The organism is Cupriavidus taiwanensis (assembly GCF_900249755.1).
Lineage (GTDB): Bacteria > Pseudomonadota > Gammaproteobacteria > Burkholderiales > Burkholderiaceae > Cupriavidus > Cupriavidus taiwanensis_D.
Window position 1 is genome coordinate 2,159,702 of record NZ_LT976854.1, and the last position, 23,229, is coordinate 2,182,930.

20 protein-coding genes are annotated in these 23,229 nt (G+C 70.8%); 4 read left to right on the forward strand and 16 right to left on the reverse strand.

All coding sequences use genetic code 11. The annotated features are described in order from the left end of the window. Window positions 1-85: 85 nt before the first annotated feature. Complete coding sequence (locus CBM2594_RS25290; RefSeq protein WP_116359500.1) at window positions 86-865, reverse strand: flagellar brake protein; 780 nt, start codon at window positions 863-865, stop codon at window positions 86-88. Window positions 866-1,069: 204 nt separating this feature from the next. Then, the gene (locus CBM2594_RS25295) at window positions 1,070-1,951 is read right to left on the reverse strand and encodes a LysR family transcriptional regulator (RefSeq protein ID WP_116359501.1); all 882 of its coding nucleotides are present in this window, start codon (window positions 1,949-1,951) and stop codon (window positions 1,070-1,072) included. Window positions 1,952-2,095: 144 nt separating this feature from the next. Here CBM2594_RS25295 and CBM2594_RS25300 point away from each other — a divergent pair, with 144 nt between their 5' ends. Further along, the gene (locus CBM2594_RS25300; protein WP_116359502.1) at window positions 2,096-2,719 is read left to right on the forward strand and encodes a LysE family transporter; all 624 of its coding nucleotides are present in this window, start codon (window positions 2,096-2,098) and stop codon (window positions 2,717-2,719) included. Here CBM2594_RS25300 and thpR read toward each other — a convergent pair. From thpR to CBM2594_RS25315, 3 genes are read right to left on the reverse strand one after another with little or no spacing between them, the layout of a single operon-like run. Next, window positions 2,703-3,284 carry an RNA 2',3'-cyclic phosphodiesterase gene (gene thpR, locus CBM2594_RS25305; RefSeq protein ID WP_116359503.1) on the reverse strand — a complete coding sequence of 194 codons (582 nt, stop codon included), beginning with the start codon at window positions 3,282-3,284 and terminating at the stop codon, window positions 2,703-2,705. The two genes, CBM2594_RS25300 and thpR, sit on opposite strands and share 17 nt — an antisense overlap. Before the next feature lie 16 nt (window positions 3,285-3,300). Then, complete coding sequence (locus tag CBM2594_RS25310; protein ID WP_116359504.1) at window positions 3,301-3,801, reverse strand: methylated-DNA--[protein]-cysteine S-methyltransferase; 501 nt, start codon at window positions 3,799-3,801, stop codon at window positions 3,301-3,303. After that, window positions 3,798-5,279 (reverse strand): AlkA N-terminal domain-containing protein, encoded by a 1,482-nt coding sequence (locus CBM2594_RS25315; protein ID WP_116359505.1) that lies wholly within the window; start codon window positions 5,277-5,279, stop codon window positions 3,798-3,800. The genes CBM2594_RS25310 and CBM2594_RS25315 overlap by 4 nt, the downstream gene beginning before the upstream one ends. 132 nt (window positions 5,280-5,411) lie before the next feature. Here CBM2594_RS25315 and CBM2594_RS25320 point away from each other — a divergent pair, with 132 nt between their 5' ends. Together CBM2594_RS25320 and CBM2594_RS25325 are read left to right on the forward strand one after the other, a co-directional pair. Beyond that, the gene (locus CBM2594_RS25320; protein ID WP_116359506.1) at window positions 5,412-8,294 is read left to right on the forward strand and encodes a M16 family metallopeptidase; all 2,883 of its coding nucleotides are present in this window, start codon (window positions 5,412-5,414) and stop codon (window positions 8,292-8,294) included. A gap of 193 nt (window positions 8,295-8,487) precedes the next feature. Continuing rightward, a complete protein-coding gene (locus CBM2594_RS25325) occupies window positions 8,488-8,862 on the forward strand; it encodes a hypothetical protein (RefSeq protein WP_010811174.1) in 375 nt (124 codons plus the stop codon). Window positions 8,863-8,974: 112 nt separating this feature from the next. On the opposite strand, the gene CBM2594_RS25330 is transcribed toward CBM2594_RS25325, so the two are convergent. The 9 genes from CBM2594_RS25330 to zwf all read right to left on the reverse strand — a co-directional run bounded on the left by CBM2594_RS25330 (window position 8,975) and on the right by zwf (window position 18,871). Then, window positions 8,975-9,547: a hypothetical protein gene (locus tag CBM2594_RS25330; protein ID WP_116359507.1), complete on the reverse strand. Its 573-nt coding sequence runs from the start codon at window positions 9,545-9,547 to the stop codon at window positions 8,975-8,977. A gap of 32 nt (window positions 9,548-9,579) precedes the next feature. Then, the gene (locus CBM2594_RS25335; protein ID WP_116359508.1) at window positions 9,580-10,737 is read right to left on the reverse strand and encodes an acyl-CoA dehydrogenase family protein; all 1,158 of its coding nucleotides are present in this window, start codon (window positions 10,735-10,737) and stop codon (window positions 9,580-9,582) included. Between the two features lie 128 nt (window positions 10,738-10,865). Beyond that, window positions 10,866-12,644 carry an OPT/YSL family transporter gene (locus CBM2594_RS25340; protein WP_116359509.1) on the reverse strand — a complete coding sequence of 593 codons (1,779 nt, stop codon included), beginning with the start codon at window positions 12,642-12,644 and terminating at the stop codon, window positions 10,866-10,868. Window positions 12,645-12,843: 199 nt separating this feature from the next. Beyond that, window positions 12,844-13,299 (reverse strand): YccF domain-containing protein, encoded by a 456-nt coding sequence (locus CBM2594_RS25345; protein WP_116359510.1) that lies wholly within the window; start codon window positions 13,297-13,299, stop codon window positions 12,844-12,846. A gap of 297 nt (window positions 13,300-13,596) precedes the next feature. After that, window positions 13,597-14,922 carry a sensor histidine kinase gene (locus CBM2594_RS25350; protein ID WP_116359511.1) on the reverse strand — a complete coding sequence of 442 codons (1,326 nt, stop codon included), beginning with the start codon at window positions 14,920-14,922 and terminating at the stop codon, window positions 13,597-13,599. After that, window positions 14,922-15,635, reverse strand: a complete 714-nt coding sequence (locus tag CBM2594_RS25355) for a response regulator (protein WP_116359512.1) — start codon at window positions 15,633-15,635, stop codon at window positions 14,922-14,924. The genes CBM2594_RS25350 and CBM2594_RS25355 overlap by 1 nt, the downstream gene beginning before the upstream one ends. A gap of 2 nt (window positions 15,636-15,637) precedes the next feature. Next, complete coding sequence (gene glk / locus CBM2594_RS25360; protein ID WP_116359513.1) at window positions 15,638-16,651, reverse strand: glucokinase; 1,014 nt, start codon at window positions 16,649-16,651, stop codon at window positions 15,638-15,640. A 47-nt stretch (window positions 16,652-16,698) separates the two neighbouring features. After that, on the reverse strand, window positions 16,699-17,379 hold the full coding sequence (gene pgl / locus CBM2594_RS25365) for a 6-phosphogluconolactonase (RefSeq protein ID WP_116359514.1): 681 nt from the start codon (window positions 17,377-17,379) through the stop codon (window positions 16,699-16,701). A gap of 34 nt (window positions 17,380-17,413) precedes the next feature. Further along, entirely contained in the window at window positions 17,414-18,871 is a 1,458-nt protein-coding gene (gene zwf / locus CBM2594_RS25370) for a glucose-6-phosphate dehydrogenase (protein ID WP_116359515.1), read from the reverse strand. A 183-nt stretch (window positions 18,872-19,054) separates the two neighbouring features. Here zwf and edd point away from each other — a divergent pair, with 183 nt between their 5' ends. After that, window positions 19,055-20,944 carry a phosphogluconate dehydratase gene (gene edd, locus CBM2594_RS25375; protein ID WP_116359516.1) on the forward strand — a complete coding sequence of 630 codons (1,890 nt, stop codon included), beginning with the start codon at window positions 19,055-19,057 and terminating at the stop codon, window positions 20,942-20,944. On the opposite strand, the gene CBM2594_RS25380 is transcribed toward edd, so the two are convergent. After that, entirely contained in the window at window positions 20,941-21,876 is a 936-nt protein-coding gene (locus CBM2594_RS25380; protein WP_116359517.1) for a mechanosensitive ion channel family protein, read from the reverse strand. The two genes, edd and CBM2594_RS25380, sit on opposite strands and share 4 nt — an antisense overlap. Window positions 21,877-22,199: 323 nt before the next feature. Further along, entirely contained in the window at window positions 22,200-23,078 is an 879-nt protein-coding gene (locus CBM2594_RS25385; RefSeq protein WP_116359518.1) for a helix-turn-helix domain-containing protein, read from the reverse strand. Between the last annotated feature and the right edge of the window lie 151 nt (window positions 23,079-23,229).

Here is a 23,229-nt window from a genome sequence, read left to right on the forward strand (position 1 = left end):
TGCCGTGCGCCTCCCGTGTCATGCGAACTGGCGCGCAATGTAGCGTAAACCGGGCCGGCACCGCGCCAGTCCCGGGGGCGGCGTGTCAGCCGCGGTGCGCCAGTTCCAGTGCGAACACCAGCCGCTGCAGGAAATTTTCCATGCGCCCGTCCGGATTGACGAAGGCGCAGCCGAAGTGGTGGATGGCGCTGTCGTCGTGGCCCACCAGCCAGTGGCCGACCACCTGCATGTCCAGCTCCATCTTGCCCAGCTCGCGGAAGTCCAGCCGGCACCTGGCTACCGTGGTGCCGACCGGCAGGTGGTCGGCGGTGACGGTTTTGGATCGCAGCCCCACCCCGGACAGCGACAGGTCGGCAATATCGAGCCCCAGCACGGTCTTGTCCGGCAGCGGCATCTCGCAGCGGTAGCCCTTGGTCACCAGCGTGCGCGCGCGGAAATGGCGGCGGCGCTGGAAGTGATAGAGCTTTTCCGGAAACCTGGCGACGAAGGCGGGACCGTCTTCATAGCGCGTGGCCGCCGGCCGGCCCACCATGAAATTGACCGGCACGCCGCGCAACAGCCCGGAGAACGCGTTCTCGTCGGAAGTCATCAGCGACATCCGTTCGGGCTCGGCATTGCACCAGTCGAAGACGAAGGTGCGGTTGACCGGGTCGACATGCAGGATCGAGGTGACGAACTGGTGCGCGGTGCGGGTGCGCACGCTCAGCATGCATTTCTGCCACGCCAGGTCGCGCAGCACCGTGCCGATCTGCGAGTTGTGGGTCAGGCGATAGCGGTCGTCCGCCGGCCCGGCTTCGGTGTCGGATTCGGCGCCGTGATCGGCTGGCCCGGGGGCGTCGTGCTGGTTCATAGGTTCACGCAACATCTGGAGGGGCTCGGAGCGGCGGCGATGGGGCCGCCGCGGGGCAACCGCGGACCAGCCGGGAGCCCGTCGGCGGCACCGGCCTGCCGGCCGCGCGCCGCATGTTAAGCGCCTGCACCATTGCCCGGCAAGACCGATGATCTCACTTCGGCAAATCTGTGGCAGAACTTGAGTACAGACTTCCGGGGGGTAGCGCTTGCGTGGCTTTCAGGCCTGCGGCGCCGGGGCGAGCGTGGCCTGCGCGCATTCGCGCAGCCAGGCGAGCAGCGCCAGCCGGCGCGTATCGTGCTCGAACGGCGCGGGCGACAGCAGGTGGTAGGCCGAGCCGTCGGCCGCGAAGCCGGACGGCGCAGCCAGCCGGCCGTCGGCGATCTCGTCGGCCGCCATCAGTTGCGACGCCATGGCCCAGCCCAGGCCCGCCGCCGCGGCCTGCAGGCTCAGGTAGAAATGCTCGTACCAGGCGTCGCCGTCGAAGCGAAAGCGCGCCGCGGCATCCGGGCAAACGGCCTGCCAGCGTTGCCAGGCATCGGGCCGGGTGCGCGTGTGCAAGCGCACCGGCGCCGCCGCCGCGCCCTGCGCAGCCTGCGGCCGGCACACCGGACCCACCCGCTCCTGCGCCACCTCGCGCGCATGCCAGCGCGCATCGAAGGCAAAGTCATTGCGCCGCAGCGCCAGGTCCGCGCCGCTGCGCGCGAAGTCGATCGGCCCGCCCGCCGCCATCAGGTGCAGCGGGATGTCGGGATGGCGCGCGGCAAAGCGCGGCAGCCGCGGGATCAGCCAGCGCATGGCGATGGTCGGCTCGCACGACAGCACCAGCGCCCGCCCCGGGGGTTGCGCGCGGATGCGCGCCGCCGCGGCGGCGAGCCCCTCCATCGACTGCGTCGCTGCCGCGAACAACGATCGTCCCGCCTCGGTCAGGAAGACGCCGCGATTGCGCCGCTCGAACAGCGCCACGCCAAGCGTGTCCTCAAGCTGCCGGATCTGCCGGCTGACCGCGCCATGGGTCAGGTGCAGCTCCTGCGCGGCGCGGGCAAAGCTCTCGTGGCGCGCCGCGGCCTCGAAGAATCGGATCCATCCCAGCCAGTGCATCGGTCAGTTTTTCTCACGGAATCGGGCGAGTATATATCGGTTGTGGAGGCGCTTCCCGGCACGCAGAATTGGGTACGCTTTGGTCGCCGCTGTGATGCTGAAAGGGCGATCAGGGCCAGAAAACAACACATAACCTGACGCAATATGCCCCCTCTCGCCGAATCCCTGGCGGTCGCCATGGTGACCGTGCTGGCCGTGATCAGCCCCGGCCCGGACTTCGCCATGGTCACCCGCAACAGCTATCTGTACGGCCGCCGCGCCGGCTTGCTCAGTGCGCTGGGCATCGCGCTCGGGGTGCAGGTGCATGTGCTCTATACGATGTTCGGGGTGTCGCTGCTGCTGGCCCACGCGCATGGCGTGCTGACGGTGGTGAAGGCGCTGGGCGCGGCTTACCTGGTGTGGATCGGCGTGCAGACGCTGCGCAGGCGCGACGCGCTGGCGGTGGACCTGCGCGGAGGCCGCGCGCTGGCGCCGTTGGCGGCGCTGCGCATGGGCTTCCTGACCAATGCGTTGAACCCGAAGACCACGCTGTTCGTCGTCAGCACCTACACCCAGGTGGTAGATGCCCGCACCGCGGTGCCGGTGCAGTGGGCCTATGGCGGGTTCATGTCGGCCGCACACCTGGCGTGGTTCAGCGTGGTGGCCTGGGTCTTCACCGCGCCGGCGCTGCGCGCGGCCATGCTGCGGCGCCAGCGGCTGCTGGACCGCGCCATCGGCTCGGCCTTGTGCGGACTGGGCGTGGCGCTGGGCTTCAGCAACCTGGCATAGGACCCGGCGCCGCCAGCGGCCAGGCCACACGCAGCAGGTGTTGCGGGCCCTGCGGACCCAGCTGGCTTTCGAACAGCACCAGCCGCGCGACGCGCCACGGCGCGCTGGCCAGCGTGCGGTGCGCATCGAGCCAGGCGCGCAGCGCGCCCTCCGGCACGGTCGGCTTGCAACGGGCCAGCGTCACGTGCGGATGGAAGCGGCGCCGCTCCGGCAGCACGCCGGCGGCGTCCGCCAGCGCCTGCCCCACCTCGGCGTGCAGGGCGCGCAGCGCGTCCAGGCCCGGTCCGGGCGCCAGGCCCGCCCACAGCACCGACCCCGGGCCGCTGCGGAAGCGGCCGGTGCCATACGCCTGCAGCGTGAACGCGGGGGTGCGCAGCGCCGCCAGCGCGGCGCCGAGCTTGTCGGCAGCGTGGGCGGCATCGCCCAGGCTTTCACCGAGGAAGTGCAGGGTCAGGTGGACCTGCGCGGGCGTCGCGGCGCGCACGCCGTGCGCGGCGGGAAGCGTGGACAGCAGCCCCGCCGCCTGTGCGGGTGGGACTTCGACCGCGATGAACAGCCGCGCCATGGCAATGCGGCGGGCCTCAGCCCGTCGCGGCGGCGATGCCCTCGCGCCGCAGCAGGGCACGCTTGCGCTCGATGCCGCCGGCATAGCCGGTGAGTGCGCCCGCGCTGCCGAGCACCCGATGGCAGGGCACGATCACCGACAGCGGGTTGCGGCCGACTGCGCCCCCGACCGCGCGCGCATGCGTGGGCGGCAGCCCCAGCGTGCGCGCCAGTTCCCCGTACGACGCGGTGGCGCCGCACGGGATGTCCAGCAGCGCCTGCCACACGCGTTGCTGGAACGGACTGCCGGCAAAGCGCACCGGCACGGTAAAGGTGTCGCGGCGGCCGGCAAAATATTCGGCCAGCTCGGCGGCGGCGCGCTCCAGCACCGCGGCATCGGCCGCGGGCACGTCGCGGCTGTCGGCAATGCCGGCGGGATGGTACTTCTGCCCCGCGAAGAAGAGGCCGGTCAGGTGCCCGTCGCGCGCGCGCAGCAGCACGGTGCCGAGCGGGCTGTCGATATGGCGATAGCTGGTCATGGGAGGGTCTCCGGTTGCGCCGCGGCCGGCGGCGTGTCCTTCATCGCTTCGTAACGATGCCACAGGTGGATCGCGGCGTAGGCGCGCCACGGCGCCCATTGCGCCGTGCGTTCGTGCATCGCGCGCACGGTGCTGACGCCCAGCACCTTGCGCAGCGCATAGTCGGTGCCGGGGAAGGCATCGGGCCAGCCCAGCGCGCGCATGGCGACATACTGCGCGGTCCAGTCGCCGATCCCATCGATCTCGCGCAGCGCCGCCACCGCCTGCTCCGGCTCTGCCTGCGTATCGAGCACCAGCGTGCCGTCGGCCACGCGCCGCGCCAGGGCCTGCAGCGTGCGCGCCTTGCCCGGCGACACCCCGGCCTCGCGCAGCGCAGTCTCCGGCAACGCGGCCAGCGCGGCGGCGCTCGGAAAGGTGTAGCGCAGGCCCGCCGGCGGCGCGCCCTCCAGCGCCTGCCCGGCGCGCTGCGCCAGCGCGGCCAGGATGCGCCGCGCCTGCACCACCGAAATCACCTGCCCCACCACCGCGCGCACCGCGATCTCGAAGCCGTCGACACAGCCGGGCAGGCGCACGCCAGGCATCGCCTCGGCCAGTTCGCCCAGGTGCCGGTCCACCACGTCGGGACGGCAGCCCAGGTCGCACAGCCGCCGCACCTTGCCCAGCGCTTGCGGAATCACGCGCGCCAGCGACGCCGACAGCGTCACGCGCAGCACCAGCCGGCGCGGCACGTGTTCGACGCGCACCCAGCCGAGGTGGGTATTGCCGCCGGCCTCGACCCGCAACGTGCGCAGGTAGGCGCCGTCGCGGATGGCCTCGATGCCGTCGACCGCGCGCGTGGCCAGGAAGCGCAGCCATGCGTCCCAGGCGAAGGGCGGGCGGTAGCCGAGCTCGAACACCAGCCGGTCGGCCACGCCGTCGGCGGCGCGCCGGCGCAGCGCCAGCGGCGTCAGGCCGTAGCGGGTCTTGAGCACATCGTTGAAGCGGCGCACGCTGCCGAAGCCCGCCGCCAGTGCCACTTCCGTCACCGGCAGCGCGGTATCGGCCAGCAGCCGCTTGGCCAGCAGCAGCCGCTGGGTCTGCGCGTACTCCAGCACCGACACGCCGAACTGCGCGTCGAACAGCCGCCGCAGGTGGCGCTCGGTCACGCCGATGCGCGCCGCCAGCGCGGCCACGCTGCCGTCGGCCATGAAGCCTTCGTCGATCAGCGTGGCGGCGGCCTGCGCCAGCCGGCCGGAAAGATCGGCCAGCCCATGCCCCGGCGCCAGTTCCGGGCGGCAGCGCAGGCACGGGCGGAAGCCATGTTTTTCCGCCGCGGCGGCGCTCTCGTAGAACGTGCAGTTCTCGCGCTTGGGGGTGCGTACCGCGCACACCGGCCGGCAGTACACGCCGGTCGACGACACGCCCACGAAGAAGCGCCCGTCGAAGCGGCGGTCGTGCGAGGCCACGGCCTTGTAGCAGGTATCGGGATCCAGGTTCATGACGGCATGCTACCGCCAGACGCCGCCGCGCATCGGCTGCTTTCGGACATTTCCCTCTGGCGCGCGGGCAAGGGTTGGGGCACAGTTGCCCTGCTCTTATCCTTGCCCATCATCGTTGCCCTCGGAGACTTCATGCGCCGCACCGCCCTGCACCTGTCACTGCTTGCCACGCTGGCCAGCCCCCTGGCGCTGGCGCAGTCCGCGCCGGCGTCCGGACAGACCGTGCAACCGGTGCAGGCGGTGCAGGTGGCGTCCGTCGAAGGCATTACCGAACACCGCCTGCCCAACGGCCTGCGCATCGTGCTGGCACCCGATGCCGCCAAGGCCACCACCACCGTCAACATCACCTACCTGGTCGGCAGCCGCCACGAGAACTACGGCGAGACCGGCATGGCCCACCTGCTCGAGCACCTGCTGTTCAAGGGCACGCCGTCGCTGCCGGGCAAGACCATCCCGGGCGAATTCGCGCGGCGCGGCATGAGCGTGAACGGCACCACCGCGCAGGACCGCACCAACTACTTCGAAACCTTCACCGCCAGCGACGACAACCTCGACTGGGCGCTGCGCATGGAGGCCGACCGCATGGTCAACAGCGTGATCGCGCGCGCCGATCTGGACAGCGAGATGACCGTGGTGCGCAACGAGATGGAAATGGGCGAGAACAGCCCCGGGCGCATGCTGATGCAGCAGACCATGGCCGCCGCCTATCGCTGGCACAACTACGGCAAGGCCCCGATCGGCGCGCGCAGCGACGTGGAAAACGTCAGCATCGAAAACCTGCGCGCCTTCTACCGCCGCCACTACCAGCCCGACAACGCGGTGCTGGTAGTGGCGGGCAAGTTCGATCCCGCCGCCACGCTGGCGCGCATCGAGCGCTATTTCGGGCCGATCCCGCGCCCGCAGCGCGTGCTCCCCGCGGAGCCCACCGTCGAGCCCGCGCAGGAAGGCGCGCGCGAGCTGGTGGTGATGCGCCCGGGCGACACCCGCCTGGTCGCCGCGCAATACCATGTCAGCCCCGGCGCGCACCCCGACACCACTGCGCTGTCGCTGCTGACCATCATCCTCGCTGACACCCCGGGCGGCCGGCTGTACAAGGCGCTGGTGGAGCGCGGCCAGGCCGCGTCGATCGGCAGCGCGTTCTATGCGATGAAAGACCCCGGCGCGCTGCTGTTCATGGCGCAGGCCTCGAAAGACCAGCCGCTCGCCGCCGCGCGCGCCGGGCTGATCACGCAGGTCGAGGGCTTCGCCGAAGCCCCCGTGACCGAAGCCGAGCTGGAGCGCGCGCGCGTGCGCATGCGCAACGCCTACGAGCAGTACATGAACGACCCCGGTGCGCTGGGGATTGCGCTGTCCGAGGCCATCGCCAAGGGCGACTGGCGCCTGTTCTTCCTCGCGCGCGACCGCATCGAGACCACCACGCTGGCCGATGTGCAGCGCGTGGCGCAGAACTACTTTCAGGCGTCGAACCGCACCCTGGGCGTGTTCCTGCCGGCCGAGCAGCCGCTGCGCGCGCAGGTGCCGGCGGCGCCCGACATCGCGGCAATGGTCAGCGGCTACCAGGGCCGGCCGGCGCTGGCCGCGGTGGCGCCGTTCGATCCCAGCCCCGCCAATATCGAGGCCCATACCACGCGCCAGACGCTCGCCAACGGCATGCAGCTGGCGCTGCTGCCCAAGCCCGCGCGCGGTGAAGTGGTGCACGGCGTGCTGGTGCTGCGCATGGGCGATGCGCAGAGCCTGCACGGGCTGACCACGGTAGGCGCGCTCACCGCCGCGATGCTCCGCCGCGGCAGCGCCGGCATGGACCGCCAGCAGATCGCCGACCGCATCGAGGCCCTGCGCGCGCGCGTCGGCATCTCGGGCGGGTCGGAGCAGGTGACGGTCAGCTTCGAGACGCGCCGCGCGCATCTGCCGGAAGTGCTGGCGCTGCTGCGCGGCCTGCTGCGCGCGCCGACCTTCCCCGAGGCCGAATTCGAGACCCTGCGCCAGACCAGCATCGCCGAGCTCGAAAGCGTGCAGCGCGAACCCGGCGTGCTGGCATCCAATGCGCTCGGCCGGCACGGCGACCCCTATCCCGTGGGCGACCCGCGCCATGCGCGCACCATCGCCGAGAACGTCGCCGACCTGCGCGCCGCCACGCTGGCGCAGGTGCGCGACTTCCATGCCCGCTTCTACGGCGCGAGCCATGCGCAGCTGAGCCTGGTCGGCGATTTCGACGGCGCCGCTGCCGCCGCGCAAGTGGCGGAGTTGTTCGGCGACTGGACCGCGCCGCAGCCGTATGCGCGCGTCGACCGGCCATTCGTGCCGATCCCGCCGGCGGAGTTCACGCTGCCCACGCCGGGCAAGGCGAACGCCGTGTACCTGGCCACCGCCCCGATCGACCTGACCAATGACGCGCCCGACTATGCGCTGATGATGATTGCCAACCGCGTGCTGGGCGGCGCCAGCCTGCGCAGCCGGCTGGCGGACCGGCTGCGCCAGCGCGACGGCGTCAGCTATGGCGCGAGCAGCTGGATGCAAGTGGGCGCGCTCGACCGCGCCGGCCGTTTCGGCGTGCGCGCGCAGTACGCGCCGCAAAGCCTGCCGCGCGTGCAGCGCGCCGTGAACGAAGAACTGGAGCGCCTGGTGCGCGAGGGCATTACCGCGCAGGAACTGCACGAGGCCGTCAGCGGCCTGCTGCAGCAGGGCATGGTCAGCCGCAGCCATGACGCCGCGCTGGCCGGCGCGCTGGCCAGCCAGCTCTACCTGGGCCGCACCATGGCCTTTACCGCGCAGCTCGAACAACGCCTGCGCGACGCCACCACCGAGACCGTCAACGCCGCCATCCGCTGCTACATGCAGCCCGGCATGCTGTCGCGCGCCTATGCCGGCGACTTCGCCGGCGCGGCGGCGCAGGCAGCGCCGGCAGCTCCAGCCGGGCAGGCCGCCGGCGCTTCGACCGGCCCCGCTGGCGGCACGGCAACCGGTTCGCCGGCCGGCACAACGGAAGCGGGCGGCACATCACCCGCCCCCCTCTGACATGCCTCTGACATGCCCCTGACACAGATCGGAAACCATACTCGCCGGGCGGTGGTCCCACCCGTGAGCGCGGGCAACGCCTGGTCCCGGCGGCGCTGGCGCGGCGCCTCCGGCGCGGCGCGCTGCAAGGGCCTTGCCGCGACCCCGGGTTGACTGTATATTCGTACAGTATAAGTCGATATAAGAGGTGTGGATGTCAATCGTGCGAGCTGGCAGCAAGGCAGAAGCGCTCAGGCTTCTGGCCTCGGAAGGCGTGCTGGCGCTTGAGCTGGACTACGAGACCGGATGGCAGGACGCCGTCGAACTCGGCAGGCTCGGAGAAAAGCGCGGTATCAAAGTGCAGTATCGCGGACAAGAAAGCATCGCCGTCCGTTCCCGCGAAGCCCTGATCGAAGGGCTGGCCAAACCCAAGGCCACATTCCGTCAACGCAATCTCTATTGCCAGTTCGATCTCGGCACGCTGGCGGACCATGAACTGCTCGACCTCGAAGCCAAGGCCACGCGGCTCGGGGACTATATTCTCGCCGGCCACCTGCTGCGCGACGTCGACGGCGTGTGGCCGCAATAAGCGGCCTGCGCACAATCTTCCAAAAGAAAGAAGCCGCCATGCAGGCGGCTTGCGTCATGTTGGGCCGATCAGGCCAACCACGCCGATCATGCGGCGCCAGCCCGCGTCGGGGTCAATGCCAGACCCGCGTCGCGTGGGCCCAGCGCGCCGCGCATGACTGCGCCACCGGCGTGTCGAGGATCTCGCTGGCGACGTCCTCGGCCGGCGCCGCCGCCGCGGCTTCGAGCGCGGTGCGCCACAGCACCGCCGACACCAGCGTCTTGCATTGGCGTCGCTCGCCATGCGCGAGCGCCAGCAGGCGCTCGTAGCCATCGATCACGATCAGGCGGTCGCCATGGCGCGGCTGCAGGGTGAGCGTGAACAGGTGGTCGCACTCGCACTGCATGCGCCCGCCGCTGACCGCCACCACGATGGCGCCGGGCAACGCGATGCCGCTGCCCTGCACCTCGGCGCGCAGCCGCGCCAGGTGCGCCTGCACGCGCGGATCCGGGGCGGCGGCGACGCTCGCGGCCATCTGCGCCGGCAGCGCACTGAGCACCATCAGCTCGGCCGGCGACACCGCCAGCGTGTACGCCTGCAGCGTGGGCCGATAGGTCGCCACCACTGCGCGCAAGCGGTGCGGCGCGCTGTCATCATGTCCTGCCTGCGGGGCACCGTCGGGCCCGCGAAATTGCATCCTGTCCATGTCGACTCCTGCCACGCCGGGCGGTTGGGGGCTCAGTCGCGCAGCAGATGCTTGGCGATGATCATCTGCTGGATCTGCGTGGTGCCTTCGTACAGGCGCAGCAGGCGCACATCGCGGTAGAAGCGTTCGGCCTTGTATTCGGCGATATAGCCGGCGCCGCCGTGGATCTGCACGGCGCGGTCGGCAACGCGGCCCACCATCTCGGTACAGAACATCTTGGTGCACGAAGCCAGCATGCTGACCTCGGGATCGCTCTTGCCGGCGGGCTTGGCGTCGTAGCGCTGGGCGCAGTCGCGCACCATCGACAGGCCGGCATAGAGTTCGGCCTGGCTGTCGGCGAGCATCGCCTGGATCAGCTGGAAGTCGCCGATCGGGCGGCCGAACTGCTTGCGCTCCTTGGCATACGCCACGGCGTCGGTGATCAGCCGGTGCGCCATGCCGCACGCCAGTGCCGACAGGTGCAGGCGGCCGCGGTCGAGCACCTTCATCGCGGTCTTGAAGCCCACGCCCGGCACCCCGCCGATGATGTTGGCGGCCGGCACGCGCACGTTCTCCAGCACCACGTCGCAGGTCTTGGTGCCGCGCTGGCCCATCTTCTTGTCGGGCTTGCCCAGCGAGATGCCGGGGGTGTCGGCCGGCACGATGAACGACGAGATGCCCGCGGCGCCCGGGCCGCCGGTACGCGCCATCAGCGTGAAGGCGCCCGCGCGCGGCGCGTTGGTGATGAAGCGCTTGGTGCCGTTGATGACGTAGTGGTCGCCGTCCAGCTCGGCCCGGGTCTGCAGCGAGGCCGCGTCGGAGCCGGCGTTCGGCTCGGTCAGCGCGAACGAGATGATCATCTCGCCGCTGGCGATGCGCGGCAGGTACTGCTGCTTCTGTTCCTCGGTGCCGTCCATCAGGATGCCCTGCGAACCGATGCCGACATTGGTGCCGAACACCGAGCGGAAGGCGAACGCGGTATGGCCGAGGTCATAGACCACATCGCATTCCTGCGACATCGACAGGCCGATGCCGCCGTAGTTCTCGGGGATGGAGATGCCGAACAGCCCCATCTCCTTCATGTCGGCGACGATATCGGCGGGCACGTCGTCGGTTTCCTCCAGCGTGTCTTCGGCGGGCTTCAGGCGTTCGTCGATGAAACGCTGCACCGAGGCGCGCAGCAGGGCAAAGGATTCTTGGTCTAGGGCCATGGTGATTCTCCGGGTCAAGCCACTACGTCAGTCTGGCCGCCTATGGTACGCCGGTCGCAAGATTTGACAATCCATTGGATCTTGGACAGAAGCGTCAGCAAAATTTGACAATCGGCCGCATCGCGCCCTCAGGTGACGGCCAGCAGGCCGGCCATGCCGATGCCCAGCGCCGCCAGCGCATCGCCAGCGATCAGGCCCCCGCCGAGCAGCGACGCGGTGTTCATGTCCCGCGGCAAGCCTTGCCGGCGGCCGGAGGCGCCAACCGCTGCCCCCGCGCTGGCCAGCACGCCCCCCGCGGCCATCCATGCCGCCGCCGCCAGGTTGACGAAGCCGCCGAACGACGACGCATAGGGCGAGGGCAGGATCACCGCGTCCAGCATGAAATCCGCGGCCTGGCCGCCCCGGCCGGATCGCGCGAAGCGCTGCCAGGCGGGATGGCCCAGGATGGCACGGCGCAGCAGCGCCGTGGCCAGCCCGATCGCCAGCCCCGCCGCCACCGCCAGGTACTGGCCGGCACGGTCCTGCGACAGCCCATGGAGCACGCCGACGATCTTGTAGGTCATCGCCGAGGTCCAGCGCGCCGGCTGCTGGTCGGACGGCAGGCTGGTCTGGTCCAGCGCCAGCACCGGGTAGGCCTGCAGGAACAGCCGCGCCATCGCCACCGCGACCAGCGCGCCGACCACGATGCCCGCCACCTGGTAGCCGAACTGCACCATGCGGTCGCTGCCCAGGCGCCAGCCGGTGGAGCGGTCCTGCTGCATGTCGCTGGCTTCGGCCGTGGCCACCAGCAGCACCGTGGCCGCGATCAGGCCGACCTGCGGCGCACGCAGGCCGGCGGCCGCCATCAGGATCACCGACAGCACGAACGCCGAAGAAATCGGGTTCTGGTCGACCATGCCGACCGAAATGCCGTTGACCAGCGCGAACACCAGCGCCAGCAGCACGGCAATCAGCTGGAATACCAGCGGCTGCCCGAACCACATCATCCCCGCCGCCACCGTCGCCGCGCCCCACAACAGCGCCCAGGCCGCCACCCAGCCCATGCCCGGCCCGCGCCGCGGCGCGGCCGGTTGCGGCTGGCGCCGCGCCTGCCAGCGCCGGCAGGCCTGTGCCAGCAACTGCGCCAGGTCGACCACGGCCGCCCCCATGATCATGCCCAGCGCCACCAGGAACGTCGCCTTGCGGTACGGGTCGCCCGGCGCGAGCCAGCCGGCGTCGACGAACCATGGGGTCATGGCCCAGCCGGCCAGCCCGCCCACCAGCGCCGCGACGCCCACGCGCGCACCGACGATCATGCCCGCGCCGAAGGTGGCCGCGGACAGGTCCAGCGCCGCCAGCCACGGCACGCGCCCGGCCCCCAGCCCGCTCGCCAGCCCCAGCGCCATGCCGCCGCCAAGCCGCGCCACCGAGCGCCGCAGCAGCACCGGATCGGTCAGCGCGCGCAGGATGTTGGCCACCGCCAGCCCCGACGGAAAGGTCAGCTGCATGCGGTCCACCAGCAACGGCGTGTACAGCATGCCCACGCCCACCCCGAACATGCCGATGCACAGCAGGTACAGCACCAGCTGCCACAGCGGCGGCTGCGCCATGCCCAGCCACGCCATCGCCTGCAGCACCACCGCCATGCCACCCATGCCCGCCACCGACGCCGCCGCGGTCTGGATGTAGTTGGCGCCGTGGCGGCCCGATGCGCCGTAGCCGGCCGTCACCACCGAGCCCAGGATGCCCGCCAGCACCTGCCCGCCGACAAAGAACCCCAGCGAGAAGTTCATGTACGCCGCGGCGACGCCGCCCAGCGGGCCCAGCACCAGCATGCCGGCCGCGCCCAGCATCAGGTGGTATTGCCAGCTGCCTGGGGTTGGCAGCCAGGGCGCGCGAGGCGCGGCATCGGAGGGCAGCATGGGCATGGTGCTGGCGCGGAACAGTGTGCCTGTGGCGAAGCATAGGCGAAGGGCCGCGCCGCCGCGCCGACATCGGCAGCCGCGGGCGGCGGCAGGTGCCAGCCGCTGTACCGGCAGGCGAGCGCCGTGATCGCCAGGCGCAATGCAGAGATCTTCGCGGCCAACAGGACGCGCAAGACGTCGACGATGCCGACGCCCGGGCCGCTCAGCGGCGCAGGTTGTCCACCTGCGCGCGGGCGCCGTCGCGGCGGGCGGCGTCGGCCACCTCGTTGCTGACCACGGTCTGGCCGATCGGCGCCAGCGCAATGCCGGCCAGCTTCAGGTGCTGGATCGCGAACGGAATGCCGATGATGGTCACGAAGTTGGCCAACGCCGCCATGACATGGCCGATGGCCAGCCACACGCCGGCAAAGACGAACCACAGTACATTGCCCACCAGCCCGAGCGCGCCGGTGCCGACATCGTCGCGCCCGGTCAGCTCACGCCGGCTGACGGCCTGCTTGCCGAACGGAAAGAAGGTGAAGCTGCCGATCACGAAGCAGGCCTTGCCCCACGGAATACCGATGATGGAGATAAAGGCCAGCAGCCCTGCCAGCCACCAGGCCAGGCCCATCACCACGCCGCCAAGGATGAACCAGAGGAAATTGCCGATCGCGCGCATGCTGTCTTTTCACCAGTGAGGGAGGAACACGCATGATACGCATGGCGTCGCGCCGGCATGGCGCCAAACGGCCTGGGCGGCAAAAGCGTACCCGTTTCTGCGTGATGCACGGCGTTGCCAAAGAGGTGGCGCCGGCGTCGCCGGTCAGCGCGATAGCGCTTGATTTACCGGAACGGTATACGCCACTGGCGCATCGCGCTTTCGGTCGGAGCAGATACCGCGTACCCGTTTCTGCGTCGCGCCACTGTGGTCGCTGTCGTCTTTGGCAAGCCGGGCGCCGCCGCGGATCTGCATCGGCTAACCCGGAAACACCACCCTGACCCGCAACCCCGGCCCAGCATCCTCCAGCACCACCCGCGCGCCATGCGACTGCGCAATCTCGGCGACGATGGCGAGCCCGAGCCCGCTGCCGCCGGTCGGCGCGTCGGCCACGCGATAGAAACGGTCGAACACGCGCGCGCGTTCTTCGGCAGGGATGCCCGGTCCGTTGTCGCTGACCACCAGTTCCACGCTACGCCCGTTGGCGCCGCGCCGCACCGCCACGTCGATGCGCCCGCCGGCAGGGATGTACGCGAGCGCGTTGTCGAGCAGGTTGGTCAGCAGGATGCGCAAGGCATCGGCGTCGCCGCGTACCACGGCGGGCGCGGCGTCGGCGCTGCCGTCCAGTCCCAGGTCGATGTCGCGATCGAGCGCGGCCTGCGCCATGTCGGCGACCACGCCGGCGGCGAGCTGATGCAGTTCCACCGGTTCGTGCGGGGGCACGGCCGCGCCGGGTTCCTGGCGCGCCAGCGTCAGCAACTGGGTGACGAGGTGGGTCAGCCGCTCCAGCCCCTGGCGCAGCTTGCCGATCGCTTCATCGCGCGCGGCGCCGTCTTCGGCGCGCTCGACCAGCTGGGCCTGCAGCTGCAGTGCCGTCAGCGGCGTGCGCAGCGCGTGCGCGGCATCGGCGACGAAGGCGCGCTGGGTGTCAATGGCATGCGAGAGCCGCCCCAGCAGCTGGTTCAGCGCGGCGCTCAGCGGCGCGATTTCGTCGGGCATGGGGCGCACCGCCAGCGGTGCGAGCGTGTTGGCATCGCGCGCGCGCACCTCGGTGGCAATCTCGCGCAGCGGCCGCAGGCCGCGGCCCACCGCCATCCACACCAGCCAGCCCAGCAGCGGCAGCAACAGCAGCAGCGGCGCCACGGTGCGCAGCGCCATGCGCGCGGCCAGCGTGCGGCGCGCGCTCATCGGCTGCGCGATCTGCACCACGGTGGGCCCCAGCTGCATGCTGTACAGGCGCCACTCGCCCTGCTGCGTGGTCACGTTGGAGAACCCCAGCTCGGCGCGCGCCGGCAGCGCCGGGTGCGAATGCGACAAGTAGAGACTGCGCCCGGAGCCGTCCCAGATATGGATCACCACGTCCTCTTCGGCATGCGCGAGGTCGCCGGGCGCGCCGACGAAGGGCGGCGCGACGGGGGCGGGGAACTGGCTCGGCAGCGCCGCGGCCATCTGCTTCATCTGGTAGTCGAACAGCGCATTGGCTTCCTGCCGCGCCTGCCCGTAGATCAGCGCGGTGGCGATGGCGATGCCGGCCACCAGGCCGGCCGCCAGCCAGCCCAGCAGCGTTCGCTGGATCGAGCGCATCAGCCCGCCTCCCCCTTGCCATCCGCGGCCGCTTCGCCGTCAAGGCGCGGCACCACGTAGCCGACGCCGCGGATATTGCGGATCAGCGCCGCGCCGAACTTCTTGCGCAGCGCATGGATATAGACCTCGACGGTATTGCTGCCGACTTCGTCGTCCCAGCCGTACAACCGCTCCTGCAGCTGCGGCACCGACCACACCTTCCCGGGGCGTGCCATCAGCGCGGACAGCAGCGCGAACTCGCGCGCCGACAGCCGCACCGGCTCGCCGCGGCAGGTGGCTTCGCGCGTGGCGGGATTGAGCACGATGTCGCCGTAGGTGACGAGCGGTTCGGCGCGACCGGCGGCGCGGCGCGCCAGCGCGTGCATGCGCGCGGCCAGCTCCTGCAGGTCGAACGGCTTGACCAGGTAGTCGTCGGCGCCGGCATTGAGCCCGGCGACGCGGTCGGCGACCGCGTCGCGCGCGGTCAGGATCAGCACCGGCGTGGGCACGCCGCGCGCACGCAGCGCGCGCAGCACCTCCAGGCCGGGGCGGCGCGGCAGCCCCAGGTCGAGCAGAATCAGGTCGTAGCACGCCTGGCCGTCCGCCGCGGTGGTAGCCGCGGCCAGGCCTGCATCGCCGTCGCGCACCCAATCGACGGCAAAGCCTTCCTGGCGCAGCGCCAGCTTGACGCTCTCGCCGATCATGGCGTCGTCTTCGACCAGCAGCACGCGCATAGTTAACCGTTCCCCGCCGTGCCGCCCAGGCGCTCGGCCAGCGCTTGCGCCAGCCCCGGCAGCGCCGGATGGCTGGCGGTGATGACATGGACCGGCACCGCCTCGAGCCAGCCGCGCATGCGGCCCTTGGCGACGAAGCGCTCGGCGAACACCGAGGCCTGCAGCGCCGGCACGAAGCGCGGCAGGATGCCGCCGCCCAGGTAGACTCCGCCGCGCGCGCCAAGCACCAGCGCGACATCGGCCGCGACCGAGCCCAGCAGCCCGAAGAACACCGCCATGGCGCGCTGGCACAGCGGGTCGTTGTGCTCGAAGGCGCCCGCGGTGACCTGCGCCGGCTGCAGCGGCGCGAGCAGAAGCGTACCCATTTCTGCGGCCAGCGCGGCATGGATATGCGACAGGCCGCTGCCGCTCAGCAGGCGCTCGGCCGAGACGCGGCCGACGTTGCGATGGGCCGCGCGCCAGGCGATCCATTCGTCGTCAGTGTCCGGCATCAGCTCGATATGGCCGCCTTCGCCGGCCAGCGCCACGGCCAGTCCGCCCGGCGCCGGCACCAGTCCGGAGACGCCCAGGCCGGTGCCGGGGCCGACCAGCGCCAGCGGCGCGGTGCGCACGGCAGTGCCGGCGCGCACCTGCACCAGGCCACCGGCGGGCAGGTGCGGCAGGGCCAGCGCCAGCGCGGTGAAGTCATTGATCGCCACCAGCGTCTGCAGCCCCAGCGCACGCCGCATGCCGTCGATCGAGAAGGTCCAGTTGTGGTTGGTCAGCCGGACCTGGTCGCCGGTCACCGGATTGGCCAGGCCGATCGCGGCGTGGCGCGGCGCGGGCTGGCCCGAGCCGGCCAGGCCGTCGAGGTACTGGCGCAGCGCCGCCTCCAGCGACGGGAAATCCACCACCTTCAGCGCCGTGACGGGCCCGATCCGCATGGGCGCGGTTTCCAGCGCAAAGCGCACGTTGGTGCCGCCTACATCGCCGAGCAGGCGGGGGAAGTCAGCGGAGAAGGATGCGGTAGTGGCCATGGCAGTGGGTAGCGTTCCTCTCGAAAAGTTGGCGCCGCGCGCGGCGCTCAGGTCTTGAACACGTCAAACCCGTGCCGGTGCCGCGACAGCACCAGGCTCACCGGCAACGACGGCGTGGGGCCCTGCAGCGCGCGCTCCAGCACCGCGGCCTTGGCCGCGCCGGCGACGGACAGGAATACGCGCTCGGCTGCCAGCAGCGCGGCCAGGTTCAGCGTGATGCGGGCATGCGGCGCCACCGACGGATGGGTGATGACGTAGCCCGGCTGCGGCTCGCTCAGCGCGCTGTGCAGTTCGGGCGCATCCGGGAACAGCGAGGCGGTATGGCCGTCCTCGCCCATGCCCAGCACCACCACGTCGGGCTGGCGGAACGCGGCGTTGGCGCGCGCCACCGCCTGCGCCGGCGCCGCGGCGTCCTGCGCATCGGCAATCAGCGGCACGAAGGCGGCGCTTGCCGCGGCCTCGCGCAGCAGGTGCGCGCGCACCAGCGCGGCGTTGCTGTCGGCGTGGTCGGGCGGCACCACGCGTTCGTCGACCAGCGTGATGGTTACCGCGTCCCAGCGCACATGCCGGTGGCGCAGCCGTTCGAACATGGCCACCGGCGAGCGCCCGCCCGAGACCGCCAGCACGGCCCAGCCCTTGACGCGCACGGCAAGGTCCAGCGCATTGCCGATCGAGATCGCCAGGGCCTCGGCCTGGTCCATCGGCGTGGGATGTTCGAACAGGCGCATGGCGGCTTCCTTTGCAATGGTGCGAGCCGATGGCTCAGGCTTCCTCGTGCCACAGGCCGCCGTCGCGCGACATCAGCGCCGACGACGCCGCCGGCCCCCAGGTGCCGGCGGTATAGGGCTTGGGCGGGACCGTGCTGGCTTCCCAGGTGTCGATGATGGGTTCGACCCAGCGCCACGCCTGCACCTGTTCGTCGCGGCGCACGAACAGGCCCAGCCGGCCGCGGATCACGTCAAGCAGCAGGCGTTCGTAGGCGCCGGCGCGGCGCACCTTGAACGAGTTGGCGAAGTCCAGGTCGAGCGAGGTGGGCGTCAGCTCCAGCGTATCGCCGGGCTGCTTGACCAGGCAGTACAGGCGGATGCTCTCTTCGGGCTGCAGCTGGATCACCAGCCGGTTCTGCGGCGACAGCGTCAGCGGCCGCGGGAAGATCGCATGCGGGACATCGCGGAAGTGGATCACGATCTCGGCCACGCGCGACTGCATGCGCTTGCCGGTGCGCAGGTAGAACGGCACCCCTTCCCAGCGCCAGTTGGCGATCTCGGCCTTGATCGCGACGAAGGTCTCGGTACGGCTGTCTGCCGCGATACCTTCCTCTTCCAGGTAGCCGGGCACCGGCTTGCCCCCGATGGCACCGGAGCGGTACTGGCCGCGCACGGTCTTCTCGGCCACGTCCTGCGGCGTGATCGGCTTGAGCGCCTTCAGGATCTTGATCTTCTCGTCGCGGATCGCGTCTTCGCTGAGGCTGGCCGGAGGCTCCATCGCCACCATGCACAGCAGCTGCAGCAGGTGGTTCTGCACCATGTCGCGCAGCGCGCCGGTGCGGTCGTAGAAATCGCCGCGCGTTTCCACGCCGAGCTCTTCAGCGATGGTGATCTGCACGTCCTGCACCCACTCGCGCCGCCACAGCGGCTCGAACAGCGCGTTGCCGAAGCGGATCGCCATCAGGTTCTGCACCGACTCCTTGCCGAGGTAATGGTCGATGCGGTAGATCTGCTCTTCGGCGAAGAACTTGGCCACCGCGGAGTTGATCGCCTCGTTCGATTCCAGGTCATGGCCCAGCGGTTTTTCCAGCACGATGCGGACGTTGGGCGCGTGGCGCGTGTTCAGGCCGGTACGCGCCAGCTGCTCGCAGATCGACACGAACAGGTGCGGCGCGGTGGCGAGATAGCACACCACCACCTCGGGCTTGCGCGACAGCAGTTGCGCGGCCAGCGCATCGAAATGCGCCGGCACGCGTGCGTCGGCCTGCACGTAGAAGATGCGGGCGCAGAACTTATCCCATGACTCGGGCGGCGCATGCGCCAGCGCGGGCCGCACCGAGTGTTCCAGCGAGGCGACGTAGTCAGCGGTCGACAGCGGCTGGCTGCCGGTGGCGAGGATGCGTGCGGCCGGATGCAGCAGGCCCGCGTGGTGCGCATCGAACAGGGACGGCAGCAGCTTGCGCCGCGCCAGGTCGCCAGTGCCGCCGAACAGCACCATGTCGAAATCAGGCATGCTCACCCTGCGCTCCTTGAGGATTCGAGTTGTCGCGGCCAGCGCGATGGCCGGCCGTGTTGCGGCCAGTTTACGTGACTCGCCACGGCTTGGCGAGGCAAGCGTACCCGTTTCTGCGTGGCCCGCGGCGTGCAGCGCCCGGCAAAGTGCGCTAGGCTGAAAGCTCCCCCGCAGGAGAACCCCATGCCACGTCATCCAGTGCTCGAGCGGGTCACCGCCCGCATCGTCTCCCGCAGCAGCGCCTCGCGCCAGGCGTATCTCGACCGCACCCGCGCCATGGCCGGGCACAAGGTCGAACGCGCGCAGCTTTCCTGTACCAACCTGGCGCACGCGGTGGCCGCCATGCCTGACGCCGCCAAGATCCGGCTCAAGGCCGACGAGCGGCCCAACCTGGCGATCGTCTCGGCCTACAACGACATGCTGTCGGCGCACCAGCCGCTGGCGGCGTTCCCGCAATGGATCAAGGAAGCCGCGCTGGAAGCCGGCGGCACCGCGCAGTTTGCCGGCGGCACGCCGGCGATGTGCGATGGCGTCACGCAGGGCCAGGACGGCATGGACCTGTCGCTGTTCTCGCGCGACGTGATCGCGCTGGCCGCGGCGGTGGCGCTGTCGCACCAGATGTTCGATGCTGCGCTGTACCTGGGCGTGTGCGACAAGATCGTGCCCGGCCTGGTGATGGGCGCGCTCTCGTTCGGCCACCTGCCCGCGGTGTTCGTGCCCGGCGGGCCGATGACCACCGGCATCAGCAACGACGAGAAAGCACACACGCGGCAGCTCTACGCCGAAGGCAAGATCGGCCGCAAGGAGCTGCTCGAGGCCGAAACCCGTTCCTACCACGGCCCCGGCACCTGCACCTTCTACGGCACCGCCAATTCCAACCAGATGCTGATGGAAATGATGGGCCTGCATTTGCCGGGCACGGCCTTCGTCAACCCCAACACGCCGCTGCGCGAAGCGCTCACGCGCGAGGCCGCGCGCCAGGCGCTGAAGCTGGTGCACGGCGGCGAGCGCTATACGCCCGTGGCCGAGGTGCTGGACGAGCGCGCCTTCGTCAACGGCATCGTCGGGCTGCTGGCCACCGGCGGCTCCACCAACCATACGCTGCACCTGATCGCGATGGCGCGCGTCGCCGGCATCGTGCTGAGCTGGGACGATTTCGACGAGCTCTCGGCAGTGGTGCCGCTGCTGGCGCGCGTGTACCCGAACGGCAAGGCCGACGTGAACCAGTTCCAGGCCGCCGGCGGGCTGGCAGTGGTGATCCGCGGGCTGCTGGCGCTGGGGCTGGTGCATGACGACGTCACCACCATCGTTGGCCGCGGCCTGCAGGACTACACGCGCGAGCCGGTGCTGCGCGACGGCAAGCTGACTTGGATCGATGGCCCGGCCGCGCCGCTCGATGACAGCATCGTGCGCGGCCCCGACGCGCCCTTTGCCCCGGACGGCGGCATCAAGCTGCTCGACGGCAGGCTCGGCCGCGCGGTGATCAAGACCTCCGCGGTCAAGCCCGAGCACCGGGTGGTGCAGGCGCCGGCGATCGTGTTCGAGCATCAGGACGATGTGCTGCACGCGTTCAAGCGCGGCGAGCTCGAGCGCGACTTCATTGCGGTGCTGCCCTGGCAGGGCCCGGCGTCGTGCGGCATGCCGGAACTGCACAAGCTCACGCCCACGCTGACGGTGCTGCAGGACCGCGGCTTCCATGTCGCGCTGGTGACCGACGGGCGCATGTCGGGCGCATCGGGCAAGGTGCCGGCCGCGATCCACGTCTGCCCGGAAGCGCTGCGCGGCGGCGCGATCGCGCGCGTGCGCAGCGGCGACATGATGCGCGTCGATGCGACCACGGGCACGCTCGACGTGCTGGTGCCCGACGACGAATGGCAGGCGCGCGCGCCGGCGCGCCCGGACCTGAGCGCGAATCGGCACGGCGTCGGCCGCGACCTGTTCGCGACCTTCCGCTGCCAGGTCAGTACGGCCGAAAGCGGAGCCTGCACGCTGTTTTCGGATGAAGGCGAGGTCGACGGCGGGCGCAACGAGCGCAGCGGCCACACCGCAGCGACCGTGCCCGCAAGCAGCTAGCCCGGCTGGCGCACCGGCTGGCGCGGCGACGCTGCGGCCGGCCGCGGCGCGGCCGCCGGCGCGCTGTCGGCCACCTTCACCACGCCGGGCACCGAAGATGCCCCCGGCACGTGCAGCTCCTGGATCGGCACCGCTAGCTTGCTGCCGGCCTGTTCCAGCACCTGCTTGATGCGCTCGTAGAAGGCGAAGCGCACGTTCCAGTAATCGTCGTTCGAGGTCCAGTAGCGCACGTTCAGCGTGATGCCCTGCTGCGTGTAGTTGACCACCATGGTTTCGGGCGCGGGCTCGGCCAGCAGCCGCGGCTCGCGCGCCAGCATCGCGCGCAGCGCTTCCAGGCTGCGCTGCACGTCGCTGTCGAAGGTCACCGTAGCCTCGATGTCGGCGCGCCGCGTCGCGTTCTCGCTGTAGTTGGTGATGGCGCTGCCCCACAGCTTGCCGTTGGGCACGCGCAGGCAGACGCCGTCGAAGGTGGTCAGCTCGGTCATGAAGAGCCCGGTCTCGCGCACGGTGCCGGCCACGCCCTGCGCATCGATGTACTGGCCCACGCGGAACGGGCGCAGCAGCACCAGCATGATGCCGGCGGCAATGTTCTGCAGCGTGCCCTGCAGCGCCAGCCCGATCGCCAGGCCCGCCGCGCCCAGCATGGCGATGATGCTGGCGGTCTGGACGCCGAACTGCGACAGCACCAGCACGATGGTCAGCACCCGCACCATCCACTGCAGCGCGTTGGCCAGCAGCGGGCGCATGGTCGCGTCGACATGGGTGCGGCCGAGCGCGCCGCGCGCCGCGGTGGCGACGCGGCCCGACAGCCACCAGCCGATGATCAGGATCAGGATGGCCGCCAGGCAGTTCATGCCCTGGTTGATGGCGAACCGGACCAGGTAGGCCCAGCCCGCCTCGAGCTGGTTGGCATCGATGAAATTGAGATCCATGGGAGCGGCTCCGTTTGCGGTTGTTGTCAGGGTTGTCGACGGTGCTGGCCTTGGGCGGTGATGCGTACCCGTTTCTGCGTGCCGCGGCGGGTTTCCGGACGGACTTCGCGGAGACACCGGGCCGGCGATGTCGTTTGACAAATTCGTGAAATTTGAATGCACGATGTCAGACGATCACCGACAAAGCCGGAAACACGGCACATAGAGGGGACCAACGAGGCGGGAGCGGGTTCCCGCAAGCTGGCGCCGGATCTGGCCGCTGTAGGCGCCAGCCCTTACGCCACAACGGCTGGCGGCGGAGCGCGCGCCGACGCCCGCAGCGGCTACGCGCCCGCGCGCCAGGCGCCTGGGGTGACGCCGAATACGGCCTGGAAACGGCGGCTGAGGTGGCTGGCCGAAGCAAACCCGGCAAGGGCGGCGACTTCATGCAGCGGGCGGCGCGGATCTGATAGCAGTTGCTGTGCCCGTTGCAGGCGGGTGTGCAGCACCCATGCATGCGGCGGCATGCCGAACGACACCCGGAACATGCGCGCGAAGTGGAATTCCGACAGCCCCGCCAGGGCCGCCAGTTCGCCCAGCGTCGGGTTGCTTTCGGGATGGCTGTCGATCCAGTCGCGCACGGTCCGCCGCGCCTGCGCCGACAAGCCGCCGCGCCAGTCGGTCGGGGCGGCACGGCCGGCGTGGGTCAGCACCAGGTGGCTGAGTGCCTCGTGCGCCAGCGCATTGCCGGCCATGCGGGCTTCGGGCGACTGCCAGTCGAGCGCGGCCAGCCGCTGGCTCAGGCCATGCAAGTGCGGATCGTCGGCAAAGGTCAGGTCGCGCAAGGCGACCGCGCGCGGCTCGCGGTCGAGCAGGCGCACGCAGTGCCAGGCCAGCGTTTCGGGGCGAAAGTACAGATGCAGGAAGCGCTGCGGGCCGCCGACATGCCAGCGCGACTCATGGTCGGCCGGCAACAGGCACAGCCTGCCCGGGGCACCGGTGTTGCCGGGCTGGTCGCGCCGGAACGTGGCGTGGCCGCCCTGCAGGTAGACCGACATGGTGTGGTGGCCGGGCCGGGCGTAGCCGGTGCTGTCGTTCCGGTTGCGCCACAGCGCCACGCCCAGGCCGTCGCCGAGCGCCGCGGCACGCTCCAGCGAGGCGCGCGAGCCGCTGAGCGCGGCAAACACCGCGTGGCGCTGGAGCGGATCGGTCGGCAAGGTCATCGGACGCGGGGCGTGGTGGATGGCGGACAGGGATGCGCCGCACGACTTTCAGCGACGAAAGTTGGCGCGCGAGGCATCACTATACCGCCGTCAGCGCACCCGCCGAACACGCAGAAACGGGTACGGTTCGGCCATCGTCGTGCCGGGTTTG

Excerpts from the sequence above, each read along its gene's own strand:
- CBM2594_RS25350 (WP_116359511.1), bottom strand. The coding sequence starts at position 14,922 with ATGCGCTCGATCCAGCGAACGCTGCTGGGCTGGCTGGCGGCCGGCCTG.
- thpR (WP_116359503.1), bottom strand. The coding sequence starts at position 3,284 with ATGGCGCGGCTGTTCATCGCGGTCGAAGTCCCACCCGCACAGGCGGCG.
- CBM2594_RS25320 (WP_116359506.1), top strand. The coding sequence starts at position 5,412 with ATGCGCCGCACCGCCCTGCACCTGTCACTGCTTGCCACGCTGGCCAGC.
- CBM2594_RS25385 (WP_116359518.1), bottom strand. The coding sequence starts at position 23,078 with ATGACCTTGCCGACCGATCCGCTCCAGCGCCACGCGGTGTTTGCCGCG.
- CBM2594_RS25330 (WP_116359507.1), bottom strand. The coding sequence starts at position 9,547 with ATGGACAGGATGCAATTTCGCGGGCCCGACGGTGCCCCGCAGGCAGGA.
- glk (WP_116359513.1), bottom strand. The coding sequence starts at position 16,651 with ATGGCCACTACCGCATCCTTCTCCGCTGACTTCCCCCGCCTGCTCGGC.
- CBM2594_RS25345 (WP_116359510.1), bottom strand. The coding sequence starts at position 13,299 with ATGCGCGCGATCGGCAATTTCCTCTGGTTCATCCTTGGCGGCGTGGTG.
- CBM2594_RS25325 (WP_010811174.1), top strand. The coding sequence starts at position 8,488 with ATGTCAATCGTGCGAGCTGGCAGCAAGGCAGAAGCGCTCAGGCTTCTG.
- CBM2594_RS25310 (WP_116359504.1), bottom strand. The coding sequence starts at position 3,801 with ATGACCAGCTATCGCCATATCGACAGCCCGCTCGGCACCGTGCTGCTG.
- CBM2594_RS25315 (WP_116359505.1), bottom strand. The coding sequence starts at position 5,279 with ATGAACCTGGATCCCGATACCTGCTACAAGGCCGTGGCCTCGCACGAC.
- zwf (WP_116359515.1), bottom strand. The coding sequence starts at position 18,871 with ATGCCTGATTTCGACATGGTGCTGTTCGGCGGCACTGGCGACCTGGCG.
- CBM2594_RS25340 (WP_116359509.1), bottom strand. The coding sequence starts at position 12,644 with ATGCCCATGCTGCCCTCCGATGCCGCGCCTCGCGCGCCCTGGCTGCCA.
- CBM2594_RS25335 (WP_116359508.1), bottom strand. The coding sequence starts at position 10,737 with ATGGCCCTAGACCAAGAATCCTTTGCCCTGCTGCGCGCCTCGGTGCAG.
- CBM2594_RS25290 (WP_116359500.1), bottom strand. The coding sequence starts at position 865 with ATGTTGCGTGAACCTATGAACCAGCACGACGCCCCCGGGCCAGCCGAT.
- CBM2594_RS25380 (WP_116359517.1), bottom strand. The coding sequence starts at position 21,876 with ATGGATCTCAATTTCATCGATGCCAACCAGCTCGAGGCGGGCTGGGCC.
- CBM2594_RS25300 (WP_116359502.1), top strand. The coding sequence starts at position 2,096 with ATGCCCCCTCTCGCCGAATCCCTGGCGGTCGCCATGGTGACCGTGCTG.
- pgl (WP_116359514.1), bottom strand. The coding sequence starts at position 17,379 with ATGCGCCTGTTCGAACATCCCACGCCGATGGACCAGGCCGAGGCCCTG.
- edd (WP_116359516.1), top strand. The coding sequence starts at position 19,055 with ATGCCACGTCATCCAGTGCTCGAGCGGGTCACCGCCCGCATCGTCTCC.
- CBM2594_RS25295 (WP_116359501.1), bottom strand. The coding sequence starts at position 1,951 with ATGCACTGGCTGGGATGGATCCGATTCTTCGAGGCCGCGGCGCGCCAC.
- CBM2594_RS25355 (WP_116359512.1), bottom strand. The coding sequence starts at position 15,635 with ATGCGCGTGCTGCTGGTCGAAGACGACGCCATGATCGGCGAGAGCGTC.